Origin of the sequence: Haloquadratum walsbyi C23 (assembly GCF_000237865.1) — an archaeon.
GTDB lineage: Archaea > Halobacteriota > Halobacteria > Halobacteriales > Haloferacaceae > Haloquadratum > Haloquadratum walsbyi.
Genome location: NC_017459.1, coordinates 740,100 through 756,411, shown reverse-complemented (window position 1 = coordinate 756,411; position 16,312 = coordinate 740,100). Strand labels below are relative to the sequence as shown.

Sequence of the window (16,312 nt, the reverse complement as noted above, 5' to 3'; positions counted from 1 at the left end):
ATACATACTGGTAATATGAATGAACTGCAATTCAATGAGACGACGCAAACTATTGATCAGCATCGGTGCGTTAGGTGCTGGCGGGACTGCGGCTTTCGGAACAGAGGCGTTCACCAGTGTTGAGGCAGAGCGTAACGTTGATGTCAACGTTGCAGGCGATCAGAGCGCCTTTGTAGCTATCCAGCCATTGGAGAGCAGTAACGCAGACAAGTATGTGAATATTGAAGATGATGACACAATCGAACTCAATCTTGACGGCGACAACGAGGGTCCTGGTGAAGGAGTCAATCAGGACGCGATTACAAAGGTTGAGGATTTGTTTCGGGTCGTTAATCAAGGCTCACAGACAGCGAGCGTTTTCTTTGAAGATGAAAGTGATGCAGTAACATTCCGTGTAACACAGTCGACGGCAGAAACGAGCGGATCAAGCGGGCAGTCGCTTGAGTCTGCTAGCAATTCGGTTGAACTCGCAGTTGGTGAACAGGTAGTTGTTGGTCTAACTATCGATACACTTGATATCGGGAGCGGAGATCCGCTGATACTAGATGATGTGACGCTTCGCGCAGATGCCACAGCGTCTGCGCCCGGTCAAAGTATTCCACAACCGGAATATGTAGTCGACTCGGACGTGTTCGGTGACTCCGACAACGATGACGACAACAACAACGAAAACATCTTCCCAACTATCTCGGACGCGGTTTCGGCGGCTGAGTCCGACGCTGTCATCGGCGTGAGAAGCGCCCAAGATATCGGAAGCAGAATCACCATCGACAAGCCACTCACGCTCAGCGGCTTCGAGGGTAAGCCACCGATTGACGTAACTGCGAGCCTCAGCGATGATGAGGCTATCGCTGTCGAAAGCGACGATGTCACTATCCAGAATCTCGACCTCAGCTACAATGATCTTGGGCGGGACGACGATATCCACCTGATCAGTGGCATCAATCGGAACGGAATAACGGTCCGTGATCTGGACATCACATCCAATGCTAGCTTCGACACGAACGCGATTGACATCCGAGGCGTGGATCTTGAGATCGTTGACAATACCGTGACTGACGCTGGCATCCAAGTCCAGCACGACTCGGAGTCAGGTGGCGGTTCCGTGACTATCTCAGGTAACAGCGTTACCGAATCTGACAGTGGCGGTGGCGGGATCAAGGACGAGGGTATCGTTGCGTTTACTAATAATACCGGTCTCGGTAACTTCAGTTACACCATCGAAGACAATCGGGTGCGGGACGCCGGCACCCCAGCGATCAAGCTCACCGACTTGAGTTCGCAAGAGTCCCCCCAAGATGTCAATGGTGAGAGTGACAAGCAGGATCAGATTGAGGCGCTGCTAAGAGACAACGACGTGTTCTCGGCCCGTATCGAGGGGTCCAATGGTGCGCAGGTGCAGACCACCAGCGGCTCGACGTTCAGTACGATCCAGTCCGCAGTTGACAACGCTGCGGCTGGCAGCCAGGGTGATGGTGTTGCGCTCGCTGACTCCGGGACGTTCACAGAGAGTATCACCGTTGACGATGACGTCTCGCTCAGAGGACCGAACGCCGGCACGCCCGGGCAGGATTCCGCGCGTGGTGAGGAGGCTATTATCGACGGCGGTGGTCCAGCGGTCACGCTCGATGCTGACAAGGCCGAAATAGACGGATTCAGAGTTGAGGGTGATGGGAGCAGCGGCGACGTGATTGACATCCCTGAGAGTGGAACTAGCAACATAGTGCGTGTCAAGAACAACATCGTCCGCACGAGCGCATCCGGTTCCGGCTTTATCAACGGTATTGAAGTCGTAAATAGCGACCCCGATGGGGGAGTCGGAAAGCCTGCGAGCGCGATTATCGAGGGCAACGACATCAAAATCGACACCGGTACAAAGGGGGCAGCAATCAACGCTCTGTCCGGTCCCAATCACAATACTATCACTGTCAGGAACAATCGGCTCCGCGGTGATATCGGTGGATACAGAGATATAGACACTCTAACTGTCGAAGATAACGAGATCCTACCGGCTAGTGCTGCAGCCCCCAACTCGGCGATGGACGTCGAGGGGGTTGAGAGTGCCACGTTCACCGACAACACATTCCGTGGTGATGTCGGTGACCTCGCGTATGATGACGATTCCGAATCCACAGGAAACAGCAACACTGGTGCTGCGACGGCAACATCAGTGTTGAATAATAAAGACGGCAACAGCGGTAATACGTTCGATCCAGGCGCAAGGGTCGTGAATGGTGGTGATGGCGACGGCGACGATCTAATCGAGTTCAGCAACGACTAATTCCGGTCAATATACCAAGATAAATGATCGCTACATGATCTAATGCGTCGCTCCATCTACCTCATCGTCGTCGTGCTCCTCAGTGTTGCAGTCCTTTCAGGTCTGCCGAGTGGCACACAAGCAATCGATATTGGTGAGGGAATACAGATCAGTGCCGCAGACAGTCCGAATGGAGGGTACGTTGAAGATCTCGGCGAAGACGGCGGTGTAAGAGTCGAGTTAGATGGAGATGCAGATGATGTTCCTGGTGAGGGGGTGAATCAGGATGCAATTACTCGTATTGATCGTGTGTTGAGAATTACAAACACGAACGATAATGAGACACGGGGGAAGGCGTTCGTATTCATTGCCGACAGTAACGAAAATATCGTTGATTTTTATCGTGGTTCAAACGTCGATGACTCAATCGAAGGTTCGGACAATCAGGTTGGACTCGGTGTCGGCGAAAATATTCTCGTTGGGATTGAGATCGACACGCTCGGTGAGGATACAGGAGACGGAAGCATTAGTATCTCAGAATTTACTGTCGAGGCTGACATCAGTGAGGTGGCAAATGCAATCCTCGAAGTAATTACGGGAACACCAACGACCGCGGGCGATGTTCGTTTCAGCGCGAATCAAAGCGATGGTGACGAACTCCGATTTGAGTACATACTCGAAACGGGTGAAAGTGAGGATGAGCAGAATTTCATCAATGAGGGTCCAGAATTCAATCGGTCATACGATGTTCTCGGTACATATAACGCAACAGTGTCGATTGATGAGACGGCTCCGCGAGCGCCAAATGAGTCCGATACAGATACAACACAGTTTGTCGTGCGCTCACCACCGGAAGCAGGCATTCTTGGCGTGGATAATTCTGTTGAGGTGGAAATCCCTGATGATCTTGAAACCGATGATGACAGCGAGACGGTGCGGCGTGTCGCTGTAAGTACGACAAGTGATTCAACAGGTAATATTGAGGCGACGGCGGTTGCTGTCGAGTCGCTTGATGACCTTGCGGGGAATCCAAATTTGAATGGTGATCCGGTCGCAGGAATAAACGTCACCGTTCCAGCTTCGGCGGCGGGCACTACTGGGCTTGTAACAGCGACCATTCCCGAGACAGCCGTTCCGACCGACTCAAGCCCGCGAAATCTTACGGTCGAACGATATGACCCAGACGCTGATGAATGGATGACGCTTCCGACGACGCTTGTTGATCAGACTGGTGGAACGGTAACACTTGAGGCTGAAACAAGTGACTTCTTGCTCTTTGCTATTACCGATCAACCATCAGCACAAGTTGGTCCAGGACCAGCACCGAAATTCGAACTGGAGTCGCTTACTCGGGTAAATCAGGGTGACCTTGTTGTTGGTGAGGCGATTGTGCTTGAAGCAACGGTCAGGAACGACGGCGGTGCTGCGGTTCGAGACGTTGTCCTCAGTGTTGAACGTCAGGTGGATGGTGAATTTGAGCCGATTCCGGTCGCACGCCAAGAGGTGCAACTCACACAGGAGCAGAGTCAAACGGTACAGATATCTCATCGACCGTCGGAATCCGCACTAGCAAATATTGATGACGGCACCGGCACCGGCACCGTTACTTTCGATGCAGAAGTGGGTCAGGCACAGGACAGTATTGATATTCCTGTTGAAGAAACGCTCACGGCTTCTGTCGAACCTGGGTCGGTCACGGATATCTCCGATGCAACACCGGGGCGAGTAATCGAATTCGAACCGACTATTACAAATGAGGAGGACGTTGCTATCGACACACAACCTGTATTCCTTCAACTCGACGGTGAGACTGTTGATAACGACACTGTCAATCTTGGTGCTGATCAATCAACGACCGTCGCGCTTTCATTTCTCCCATCAGCTCAGGATGTTGGATCATTGAATTTCACAGTACGAGCGCCACCAGGAAGCACGCCGGTCAATGCAACAGTGCTTGAACCAGCGAGCTATCAAATTAGAGACGCAGATCTCCCAGATGATGCTCCCGTTGCTGGCTCAGAAATTACTGCCACTGCGATTGTAAACAATACTGGGGACCAAAATGGTAGTCGCCCGATTAAGCTTACACTTGGAGGGTCAACAGTCAACAATACGATACTGGAACTTAACCCTGATGAATCGACTAATGTGACGCTTACGTTTGAAACATCAATCAATACGCTAGCAGCCGGAGGTCAGAGTACAACGCTGCAAACATACAGTGATACTGAGCAGAAGTCAATTGATCTGCGAGAGCCTGCGACATTTAGCATCGACAGTGTGACACCGAGTCCGAGTAATCCTGGTCCTATTGCTGGAAACGACCTCAGTGTTGATATCACTATCACAAACACTGGGGGGGTGGACAGCAACGCAAGATATTGTACTCTCTGCTGATGGACAAGACCTTACACAGCAATCCGTGCAAGTGATTGGCGGTAGTACTGAAACGGTGACATTAACTGCGCCAACAGGAGCGGGCGAAATTATTGATGCTGGGACACAACAGCTCAGAGTAAACACAGATAATGACGCGCAAGAAGCATCTACGACAATCCGCGAACCAGCCAATATCGCGGTGCAGATTGATGATACAAACTCACCAGTCATAGAAGGGAACAGACTACAGGTGGATACCATTGTCGAGAATACGGGTGATGGTACAGCAACTGACCGAGAGGTTGCACTCGAAGTGAATGACGATGAAGCGACGAGTAGACAACTAACACTTGACGGCGGCGAACGTGCCGAAATAACCCTCGAAGCGACTGTGAGTACAGTTGGTGATCAGACAATCACAGTTACGACCGGTGATGAGACAGCGCAACGAACAGTCACAGTTATTGAGGCACCGGATGAGCCACTATTCCGCATGTCAAATCTGTCTGTACCCGACGATGTATTCCGAAGCGAGGGTCAGTCAGTAACTGTCACCGCAGATGTCACCAATATCGGAGATGTTGAAGGATCACAAACAGTGTCGATAACCATCGGTGGAACGACTCGTTCGACATCAGATGTCACGCTCGATGGGAATGAGACACAGACGGTGTCGACTACTGTGCCGGCGACTGCGCTTCTTGTCGGTGATCGGGCGGTGACTGTCAGCAGTGCAGACGACAGCGTCTCGGGATTAATTGTCGTCCGCGAACCAGCACCGCCACGGTTCACTGTTGATATTTCGAACATCCCAACACCAATCGCAGGGAGTGCAACATCCGACGAAGTTGATATTGCTGTCGAGAACACCGGTCAGGGCACAGCAACACAGACAATTGAACTCAATCTCACTCTTGATGACGAGACGATTGACACAACAGCACAACAGGTAACCCTTGATCCTGGTGGGAGTACAACTGAGACATTATCACTCGATGTAACTGGTGAATCCCGAGCAGGTAACTTCACAACCGAACTCACCGCGACCTCAGCAAACCAAACAACATCGACACGCACAGAAACCGACTTCGGGACGATCACGAGTGGGATCAACGCCGCCGACACAGGTGGCTCCGTCCAAGTTGCAGCAGAAACCTATCGGGAAACATTGAGCATTGATAAAGAAGTCGCCATTCGAAGTGATGGAGCAGTTGTCACTGCTCCTGAGGGCAGTAGTAGTGATGCAACCGTCGATATATCTGCCGGCGCCGGCGGTACACTCATTGACAGTTTGACTGTCAGAGGCTCCTCAACTGCAGTGCAAGCTGTGGAGACGTCAACCATCACTGATGTGCAGATTGACAACGCAACTGGTCAAACAACGACTGGTATTGATATCAATGCTGACGATGTCACTGTGAGTTTCAGTCAGATTCAGTCAGTCAGAGAAGGCATAAACGTGACAACCGCTGATGTCAGTGTGCTTGACACACAGATTGCTGATACCACATTCGCGATCAACGCAACAGGCGACGCATCAAATCTGACCGCAGAACGGCTGAATGTCCTTCGAAGCGAGAATGGCTTCTTTACCAACACCGGAAAGCACGCTTTCACGCAGAGTAATATTGAGAATAATAATGTCGCTATTGATGCTGACCGCCCTGGCGGCGCCGTGACAACGGTTGATGCAACTGAAAATTGGTGGGGTCGACCATCCGGTCCGCTGTCTAGTGAGATCCTATCGCCAGTGACAGTTCAGCCGTTCAGGGGGAACCCAAAGATACCCGCAGATTATGAGATCACAAGTCCAACAGGGAGTACGAGTGTCAGTGATCCGGTCACTGTTGGAGAGACAATCTCCGTCGATGTTGCTGTTGAGAACACGGGCGGAACGAGCGGTGCAACGAATAATCAGCGAATAGAGCTATTCGTTGACGGACAAAAGGAGGATGAGACAGCGCAGTTCCAACTCGGCGAAAATGGAACAGTAGACACTGCGTCATTCGCTCAATTGGACACCCTAGAGTATCAAGTAGAACCCGCTGACGCTGGGAGTTCCCTAAGTCTTACTGTGAGAACAGAAAACAACGTGGTGAGTCCAAACAATGTGAATGCTCAGACACCACCGTCGATTGGTGTTGAGAGCATCAATGTCGGCAATAGTGTGCGAACCGATCAAACGCTCTCGGTCGATGCAACAATAAATAACAGTGGTCAATCAGATGGGACGACAGATGTCCGGTTAGATTTCAATGGGCGACCGGTTGCCACTGAGACTGGCGTGTCCGTGCCAGGGCAGGGAACTAGTTCAGTTACATTGACTCACAGCCCACAAGCATCACTTGCGGATTCAGACGATGTTTCTGTTACTGTTGTCGCCACCGACAGCGGCGCAACAAGAAGTGATACAGTTGATGTCAATGCCGCTCCTGAACCGCCTGAGGATGATGATGACGACGCTGCCGGCGGTGGTGGCGGAGGCGGAGGTGGATTCGGCGTCTCTGGATTGGCAAATCCAAATCAACTTGGAGGTGTTCAACGCCAAGCAGTCTCACAGACTGTGTCTATCACTGATATTGGGCAGAAAAATGATCAAGTGCGGTCGGTCGGCATCGACTTCAACCAGCAAGCGGTCGGCACTGTCAGTGTTACTGCACTCGATGATCCACCTGCGGACACAAATTATCCACAGCAGCGAGCAACTCCGCTCACCGCAGTTGATGTGACTGTACCTGATGCTGCTGAAAACCAACCAGCAACGGTGAGAATTGCTGTTGACCGAGATCTCGTCCAAGATACCCGGGCAGCACCAGGCGATTTACAGGTTGAGCGATTTGATAATGGACAGTATACGGTGCTTCAAACGAGTGTTGCAGACGTGACCGCAGATGAGGTCGTTCTTGAGGCAAACACACCTGGCTTCTCGGTATTTGCAGTGACGGTGCCAAAACCAGGACAGCAAGTGACACCAACGCCGACGCCAACGCCGACACCAACACAAACGCCGACGCCAGCACCTGATGAGACACCAACTACAACGGAGACAGAGACACCAACCTCAACACCGGGTGGCATACCTGGATTTGGCGTGATGGTGGCGGTCCTCGCAGTACTGATAGCCGCTCTCGTCTTTCATCGACGGTCATCATGAGTGATATGAATATTATTATGTTTTATTTCTATACTCAATATCAAAATAGCAGATGAATGTTGACCGCTGGTTTGAACTCGGCGTAATCGGTATTTTAGCACTGCTATTAGCTGGACAAATTATTGATCAACCGCTATTACTCGGGTTTGTTCGGACGGGCAGTATGCAACCAGCACTCGCACCGGGTGATGGATTCATCGCGATTCCCCCATCGGTCGCTGGACAACCAAATGTCGGTGATGTTGTTGTGTATCGTGCACAACAGGTGAATGGCGGTGGTCTGACGACCCACCGGATTGTTGACGAGACAGCTCGCGGCTATATCACGCAAGGTGATGCAAATCCCTTCACAGATCAATCAGGTGGGGAACCCCCCGTCAAGTCGCCACAAATCGTCGCTGTTGTGCTTCAATTAGGCGGAACGGTCGTAATGCTTCCTGAACTTGGCACGGGGGTCATACTGATTCGTGATGCAATTCAACAATTGTTGAGGATTGTCCCGCGACGATTTGTAATCGGTGGTGCGGTCACTCTCGTTGTTATTCTAGCGCTTACTGACGAGGATGCAGGTCCACGCGGGCGTACTAACGTCACTGACCGGGATGCAGGACACAACAGCGATACACCGCTGTTAACTCCAAAGCGAATCGTACTCCTTACCGGCGGGATTGTGATTCTTGCTGCCACTGCAAGTATGCTTTTTCCACTCGGACCAACAGAGTATCGAGTTGTGAGCGCACAATCAAACCTTCCTGGACCAGGTGTGATTCCCGCTGGTGAGTCAGAGTCAACAACATATCAGGTTCCCGGGGGTTCATTCGTTCCGATCAAATACTATGTCGAACCAGCTAGCGACGGTGTTGCGGTGAAGAATGGGTCTGGTGTCGTCACTCCTGGGAATGTAACAAATGCAACTGTACGCCTCTCTGTGCCTCCAGATACCGGTTCGTATCGACGATATGTCTCAGAAAAGCGATTCCCGCTTGTGCTTCCAGTAACAGTTATTGAATCTATGTACGCAATTCATCCACTCGCTCCCGTTGTACTGATTGATACATTGCTTGCCATTCCAACTCTCGCCGCTGCACAGTTATTTACCGGCAGGCGACGGCTCCGTGATCGAGCAGGCGCACAGAATGGAATCTTTGAGCAACTTGGAGGACGACGGTGAGTAAGCAGTCGCCAGATGAGAGTAACGGACAGGAAGAGTCTGTCTCAATAATTCGAATTCGTCATACACTGGCAGAAAATGCAGCGGTCGTTATTCTCTTGTTTTTAATTATCGCTGCTGTCGGCGGATACCTCACCTACACGACACATGTTGAGCCTGGTGTAGCCGAAGAGCAGCGGACGGTCTCAACATGGTCACGAACAGCGACATTCGCACATGGAGCGACAGTGACAGGTGAAAATCCAGTTTATGATGTTGGAAGACGGTTATCTGAACAGCGTGCGTACTTTCCACGGATCCAACGTGTCGTCTCAGGAGAGTATGATGTAAGTTATGATGCCAGCTCCGGAGGATCAACGGAAGTACAGACTGAGCTGCAATTACTTGTGCAGGGTCGAAGCGATCAAACAGTTCTTTGGGGATCCTCAAGCGCACTCAGCGAAACGACTGTTACCGATGTCACCCCAGGTGCAACAACAACCGTTGAGTATCAGTTTAACATCAATCAAACGCGTCTCCAAATTGAACAGGTTGAGGAAACATTTGGTGATGTACCAGGTGAGCCAGTTGTGATTGTGCGCGCAAACACGCAGATTACCGGTGAAGTAAACGGTCGTGTGATCGATAGACAATACACTGATGATCTTCGACTTATTCCTGAGGGCGACGCATTTCGAGTCAGTGATCCCGGTGAACTGACGAACAGTACAACTCGGACACAGACAATTCAAGTGCAACGAGAATACTCAGCACTGAGACGAATCGGTGGGCCAGCACTCACTGGGAGTGGCGTTATCTTTGCTCTGTCATTTGGATTTGCGCGATATCGAAGATTAATTGCACCAACAGATGACGAACTTGATGCAGTCTCAAGAGATGTATACGATGAGTGGCTCTCACATGGAACACTCCCGGACTCAATCGACCCGGATGGAAGTGACATTGTTGAGCTACAAACATTGGTTGATCTTGTCGACGTCGCCGCAGACACCGGTGGACGCGTGCTGTATGACCCAACACAAGACTGCTACACGACGCCAGGTCAACAGTATAATTACGTCTGCTGGCCACCGATACACGCATATAATAAAGCCACCATCGATGAGGAAACTACCGATGATGACCCGCCTCAGCCCTCTCGACCGGAACCCGAGAATCAAGAAAACACTACTATCCCGACTAACGTGTCTGATGATAGTAGCGTCAGCACGGTAGATACCCCAGACACAAGCGATGAAGATATAGATAAGGGTGAAGCCGAGACTGAAGCTGAAAGTGGAATATTTACTTCAATTCGATCACGCTGGAATCAATGGCGTGGCGATAATGATACTGAAAAAAATAGTACTGAAGAGCATGATCAGGACAATAGCAGTATAAATAATGATACTAATGATGATGATGGACACTCACACGACAGCATATCATCATCCACTGAAGCATCACAGCAGAGTCAAGATTCCTCAAGCGAGAAGCCGAGATTTACAGATGATGTCGAAGATGACATCTCAGAGGCTAAAGAGGAATCAGAGACAGGAACAGAATCTATTGATGATGTGGATAACAGAGCAAACGATGAGGATATATCAGAATAGAGCAAGGTCTCAGCAGATAACATCGGTCGTCATTGTATAGATGGCACACACATGCTCTGCGTTTAAGTCCGTCCGGTTCATATAATAAAGTGAATGAGCGACACTGATACCGTAGCCGATTATGAGGTTGTCGTGGTTGGAGGCGGACCCGCAGGTCTCCAATCGGCACTGTACACGACGCGATTAGGGCATGACACTGCACTTGTTGACCGTGGTGGTGGTCGTGCAGCAATGATGCTCGATACTCACAATGTCATCGGTGTCACCGAGGATACCTCGGGTAATGAATTCCTTGCGACTGGGACTGAACAAGTCGAATCATATGGTGGAGATGTGATTCGTGATCTCATTACTGATATTGAACGGACTGATGATGGTCGGTTCTATCTTGAGGGGAGCTCGAATGCATTCCGTGCTGACCGCATTGTCCTTGGTGTTGGATTCAGTGATAAACACCCAGACCCACCAGTGCCACGTACAGGCAAAGGGCTGCATTACTGTCTGCACTGTGATGCATACATGTTTGTTGATCGACCGGTCTATGTGATGGGCACGGGTGAGGCAACTGCACATGTTGCGATGATTATGCTGAATTTCACCGATGATGTCGACGTGTTGCTCCGCGGTGATGAGCCAGAATGGAGTGATAAAACTGACGAACAACTGCGGGCGCATCCAATTGATATTGTTGAATCCGATATTGATGGGATGAATAAAAGCGATAATGGATGGTTAGAGTCATTCGAATTCGAGGATGGAAGTATCCGTCAGTATCGCGGTGGATTCGCGATGTATGGCTCAAATTATAATACCGCCTTATTCGAAACGCTTGGGTGTGAACTCGACGATGATGGAACGGTCATTGTCGATGAAAGCATGGAAACAACCGTTGATGGTGTGTATGCAGTCGGTGATATTACTGATGGGCACAACCAGATTCCTGTTGCGATGGGCAAAGGCGCGCAAGCAGGAATTGATATCCATTATCAACTTCGTGAATTCCCTCGCGATCTTGAAGAAATCCGTGCTGAGGGTCCGGTCACAGAAACAGAGGTTCCAGGTGTAAGTGATCGCGTTCAAAACGCAGCCGCATCATTCGAGGAGGCACAAGCACCGCCGATTGAAGCACCAGCACCAGATGCTACTGCTGAAGTGGACGCTGAAGCAGACGCAATCGAACCACCAAGCGACGACTAGCTATATTCGTCGGCTCTCTGTCACAGCGCAGTACTTTCGTCGTATTCTTCTTTTTTATCTGAAGATGACACCGGTGTGATTCAGTTATTACGACAGATATTATCCGTAGTGACGGTGACGATGACGAATAAAGTCTATCTGAGAAATCAGGAAATCAAGAAATCGAAATTAAATGATAATCAAAGCGTGCTCAAGTGATCGTCCAAATGTGACACACAGTGGCGAGAGAAGAGACTCAAACAGAAACATCCTTATTCCAGGCACTAATTCATAATATTGTGACGTCATACATATGGCGTGACATAGCAGCATGCGCTGGTGGTCTAGTGGTATGACCTGAGCCTTCCAAGCTCATGACCCGGGTTCAAATCCCGGCCGGCGCATACGATATTTGTCCCTGATTTCTAATTTCTGATTTTATTTTCCACTCATCATAATTACCACCACAGAGACGCATCGGTACGTATCTCGATATTCACGTTAGTAGTAGAGCTAGGTGATGGATCACAGGCGAGTGCTCTCACACGTATGATAACGTCAACTATTGAGTGAAAGGAATGAAAGGTATGAATAGCGGACAACAGGGTTGCTCGGCGTTCCGATACAGGGAGTCCCAGTTGCCTCCTCCACCCCGCGGCCCTTCGAGCGACGAACGTTCACCAGTTCGCTGCTCGCTTCCGCGCCTGACGGGATACCGGCGACGAACCGTCTCGGACTGACCCTGCGGTCAGCGTCAACGGACCGCCGTCCCCGAAGGACGAGGTTTCTTAGTTGGCTTCCGGGGCCTGCACCGGTCTGACCGAACGCACCCGGATTTGGTTCCCACTCAAGACCGAAATGGTGGGTTGAAGAGCAGGGCCTAACTGCCCAACCTAGTCCACACAAAAATATGCGAGACGGATATAAGGGACTTTCGACTCGAATATTGAAATATCGACGGACGGCGGCGACATTGTCAATCACGAGTAGTCAATCTCAGTGCCTGAGTGCCTGAGTGTCTACAGGATATTCATTGACGCTTCACTCATCAGCGTATACTGAGATCACTCTGGCGAGTTCACATAAATGAAGCCAGGATAATGAGATATAGTGAACGGAGACACAGATGCAGCCACAGATCGAAATAAGATACTGCTCAGCCGGTACTATCTTTTTCGAGAGTGATTAGCGAAGTACAGCGGTTGTATAGCCGCTTCCGGCAAGGGCTGTCACGCTTGCAAGCCCGACAATAATCCAGCGATGATTCACAATCCACGCATACTGACTCGGGAACCCATACAGCAGTGTTGATGTAATCGAAATCGCCCAGACACTGGCAAAGCCAACCATCGCAATCCCAGATACCAGCGTTAACCCAGCAACAGTCACCGGGTCAGTGCGACCCTGCTTACCGGCGAGAAACACAATAATATTCAATAATGCGAGAAAGCCAACAACAGAAATACCGAATGGACCGGCGGCATAGTAATCTGCAACACTAACCCCTGGAGTGGTGATAATCACTGCTGGTATGAAGACTGCTCCGGCAAGAATGAGACAGGTAAATGCGCCGACTGTCGGCGCGATGGATTCAAGACGCATATCGGCTGTCTGACCGACACGCGTGTAAACGCTTCGAGATAAAGAAGCCAATCATGAGAGCATAACTGAGTCTAAGAAAGCCCAGAGAGATCATCATAGGGTGAAATGAATGAAGACAAACGAAGATAGGATAAGATATTGAGATGATACTATCATAAATCAAAATATACTATTCTTGAAGCAATATGAGGGTTGAATTGCGCAAAGAGCATCACACAGAGGAAAACGAATATACGACCGCCGGTTCCCGTAGTAGCATGGAACGCGTAGCAGTAATCGATGCAGCGATGACACAATTTGGACAGCGAGACGGATGGATTCGTGAATTACTCGCAGAAGCTGGGCAGGCGTGTCTTGACACTGCCGGAGTGAGTCCCGATGCAATAGAGCATTTGTATGTCTCGAATATGGCAAGTGGGGAGCTTGAAGGGCAGACAGGCGTTTCAAACGCGCTTGCACATGATTTGGGAGCAGTCCCCGCATACACCGCCCGAATCGATCAAACCTCCTCATCAGGCGGAGCAGGTGTGTATGCTGCATGGCAATCCATTGCCTCTGGTGCATCAGAACTAACATTACTTGTTGGTGGTGAGAAAATGACACATCGGACGACTGCTGAGGCAACGGACGTTATTGCATCATTAACACATCCTGTAGAGTATAAACATGGGATAACACTGCCATCATTCGCGGGTCTGACAGCTCGATTATATCTCGAGACGTATGATGCACCACGGGAGGCACTTGGAAAGGTGGCGGTCAAGAACCATCGCAACGGTGTTGATAACCCACATGCGCAGTTTCGCAAGGAGGTTTCGCTTGAGACTGTACTTGAATCGCCGATTGTTGCTGATCCACTTCGATTATATGATTTCTGCCCGATTACTGATGGATCTGCAGCCCTGTTATTCTGCCCAGAGTCACTTGCGGAGAGATATACCGATACATATGCTATTGTGAGTGGGATTGGCGGTGCAACAGACACTCATGTCGTTCATGAACGCGGTGATCCAACGACGATGGGCGGTGTTGTTGACTCATCAGATGACGCGTATGAGATGGCTGAGATTACTTCTGATGACATTGATGTGGCTGAGCTACATGACATGTTCACGATTCTTGAATTCCTCCAATTAGAGGATCTCGGATTCTTTGAGAAAGGAGCTGGCTGGAAAGCGGCTGATGAAGGAATAACCGCACGTGATGGTGCATTACCAATCAACACGTCGGGGGGATTGAAATCAAAGGGACATCCACTCGGTGCCTCCGGCATTGCACAAGTATATGAGATTTATCAGCAAGTGACCAATAATGCCGGTCCACGACAGGTCGAGGCTAAAACTGGACTTGCATGTAATGTTGGAGGATTTGGAAACTGTGTGACAACAACAATCTTAGAGAATGCACAATGACTGATGAGAATACCGCTGATTCAAACACAACTACAGGCACAAACACCGCTGAGGAAGAAAATCAATCGGAGTTGACAGCCGTCAGATATGCTGATGGAACTCTTGGATATCCTGCACATACGCTTGGATCCGATGGTAATCCACCGGTAGATACGATTGATCTACGTGAGTATACTGCAGAGATTATCACGTGGACAAAAGCAACGGCAACACCACCCGGCGTTCGCGAACCAAACACCCTCGCAATTGTTGAATTTGAGATTGATGATGAGTCAGTACGGGCTATCGGACAAGTAACAACAACAGAGATAACGATTGGCGACCGTGTAGAACCAGTTTACGTCTCGGAATTACGTGACCCGACTGCTGGGATTCGTGAACCGGACTCACAAGCATGGGATGGCTATCGATTCAAGCCCATCAAATAACGTATATTATCTTTTTTTCCCACTCACTCGGATTGTCTGTCACCGCTGTTGTCATCATCCGAAGAGTCAGTATTATTATCGGCATCGGCATCGGTATCGATGAATCGTTCATCCGGGTCAACAGTATCCTTGATAGATGCGAGTTCTGATTCGACGTCAACATTGACCGACTCAGAATTGGACGCAGCATTATTATCCATCATCGTTACATCCGAATGAGTGTCCGTAGAAGACTTGTTTTCTCCGTCATCATTATTCGCATTCTTACGCGGAGCATCAACATCGATTGTCACAGCACCCTCGTTCTGCCGCTGTTCGGCTGTATTATTCGAATCTTGACTCCGTTGGCGCTCCTGTCTAGTCGTATCATCCGGTCGATTACGGGGGAGTTCACGGGTGTCTCTTTGACGGCGACGGTCAGGTCTATTTTGCACATCACCAAGTCGATCTGCAACCTCTGCAGAAAGATCGCGTGCATCAGCAAGGAGATCACGCGGAATACGATCACTCGGGAGTGATTGATCATTATCAGCCGCAAGCGTCTCCTCTATTTCTGAAAGTGCGCGATCAAGCCCTGACAGTGCTTCGCGACCAACTGTCGAGACCGGGTCGCGACGAGGAGACTGCCCTCGCCTCCGTCTATTTTGAGTCTGACTTCGGTCACGGAACGCTGATTGTTCAGGATCAACGAACCGAAGCACACCACGTAGCAACTCAAGTGATTCAATCGTTGTTTCAAGAATTGAAATGAGCGCCGGAAGCGTGTATTCCTCGGTGAATCGGAACACGTTACCAATTGATGACCCTCCATCATCTTCACTGCGGTTGTCTGTCTGCGCGCCATCCCTTCTCTGGACCGACGAATCACGAGAAGCGCTATTTCGATCACGACTTGTCTGTGACGAACGAGTTGACGATGATTGCTGTTCATCATCGACCGCCTCCTCAAGCGCTGAAAGGGTTGTGTTGAGATCATCAAGAAGCACAGCGAGGTCATCTGTGTCATCTTGATTCTCGGGCTTACGATCCGACATATACCTATATTAGCGTGCCAAGCGGCAAAAGCCTGCGCCGTCTGGTCTGCGCCTACACTGTCTCACTGTGGTGTGAAGAGCAGAAATCACAAGTGTCAATT

At 50.1% G+C, this 16,312-nt stretch carries 10 protein-coding genes, 1 tRNA gene and 1 other RNA gene; 9 read left to right on the top strand and 3 right to left on the bottom strand.

Going from position 1 to position 16,312, the window contains the following annotated elements; translation table 11 throughout:
* The first annotated feature begins 34 nt into the window (after positions 1-34).
* From HQRW_RS03300 to HQRW_RS03270, 7 genes are all read left to right on the top strand, one after another.
* Positions 35-2,281: a right-handed parallel beta-helix repeat-containing protein gene (locus HQRW_RS03300; RefSeq protein ID WP_014555456.1), complete on the top strand. Its 2,247-nt coding sequence runs from the start codon at positions 35-37 to the stop codon at positions 2,279-2,281.
* Positions 2,282-2,323: 42 nt separating this feature from the next.
* Positions 2,324-4,657, top strand: a complete 2,334-nt coding sequence (locus HQRW_RS03295; RefSeq protein ID WP_014555455.1) for a COG1361 family protein — start codon at positions 2,324-2,326, stop codon at positions 4,655-4,657.
* Positions 4,590-7,793, top strand: coding sequence for a CARDB domain-containing protein (locus HQRW_RS03290; protein ID WP_049891601.1), 3,204 nt, complete (start codon positions 4,590-4,592; stop codon positions 7,791-7,793). The genes HQRW_RS03295 and HQRW_RS03290 overlap by 68 nt, the downstream gene beginning before the upstream one ends.
* Positions 7,794-7,845: 52 nt before the next feature.
* The gene (locus HQRW_RS03285; protein WP_014555453.1) at positions 7,846-8,964 is read left to right on the top strand and encodes a S26 family signal peptidase; all 1,119 of its coding nucleotides are present in this window, start codon (positions 7,846-7,848) and stop codon (positions 8,962-8,964) included.
* Positions 8,961-10,559, top strand: a complete 1,599-nt coding sequence (locus HQRW_RS03280; protein WP_014555452.1) for a DUF5305 family protein — start codon at positions 8,961-8,963, stop codon at positions 10,557-10,559. Before HQRW_RS03285 ends, HQRW_RS03280 begins: the two co-directional genes overlap by 4 nt.
* 93 nt (positions 10,560-10,652) lie before the next feature.
* Positions 10,653-11,756: an NAD(P)/FAD-dependent oxidoreductase gene (locus tag HQRW_RS03275; RefSeq protein WP_011570872.1), complete on the top strand. Its 1,104-nt coding sequence runs from the start codon at positions 10,653-10,655 to the stop codon at positions 11,754-11,756.
* Positions 11,757-12,068: 312 nt separating this feature from the next.
* Positions 12,069-12,139: transfer RNA gene (locus tag HQRW_RS03270), tRNA-Gly, on the top strand.
* 188 nt (positions 12,140-12,327) lie between these two features.
* Here the strand turns inward: HQRW_RS03270 and ffs are convergent.
* An RNA gene (gene ffs, locus HQRW_RS00015) (signal recognition particle sRNA) lies at positions 12,328-12,639 on the bottom strand.
* 281 nt (positions 12,640-12,920) lie between these two features.
* A complete protein-coding gene (locus tag HQRW_RS03265) occupies positions 12,921-13,337 on the bottom strand; it encodes a DUF7548 family protein (protein ID WP_014555451.1) in 417 nt (138 codons plus the stop codon).
* A 257-nt stretch (positions 13,338-13,594) separates the two neighbouring features.
* Between HQRW_RS03265 and HQRW_RS03260 the strand changes: the two genes are divergently transcribed.
* Positions 13,595-14,749, top strand: a complete 1,155-nt coding sequence (locus HQRW_RS03260; protein WP_014555450.1) for a thiolase family protein — start codon at positions 13,595-13,597, stop codon at positions 14,747-14,749.
* A complete protein-coding gene (locus HQRW_RS03255; RefSeq protein ID WP_014555449.1) occupies positions 14,746-15,177 on the top strand; it encodes a PhlB family protein in 432 nt (143 codons plus the stop codon). Before HQRW_RS03260 ends, HQRW_RS03255 begins: the two co-directional genes overlap by 4 nt.
* A 23-nt stretch (positions 15,178-15,200) precedes the next feature.
* On the opposite strand, the gene HQRW_RS03250 is transcribed toward HQRW_RS03255, so the two are convergent.
* Complete coding sequence (locus tag HQRW_RS03250; protein WP_014555448.1) at positions 15,201-16,211, bottom strand: DUF7547 family protein; 1,011 nt, start codon at positions 16,209-16,211, stop codon at positions 15,201-15,203.
* Between the last annotated feature and the right edge of the window lie 101 nt (positions 16,212-16,312).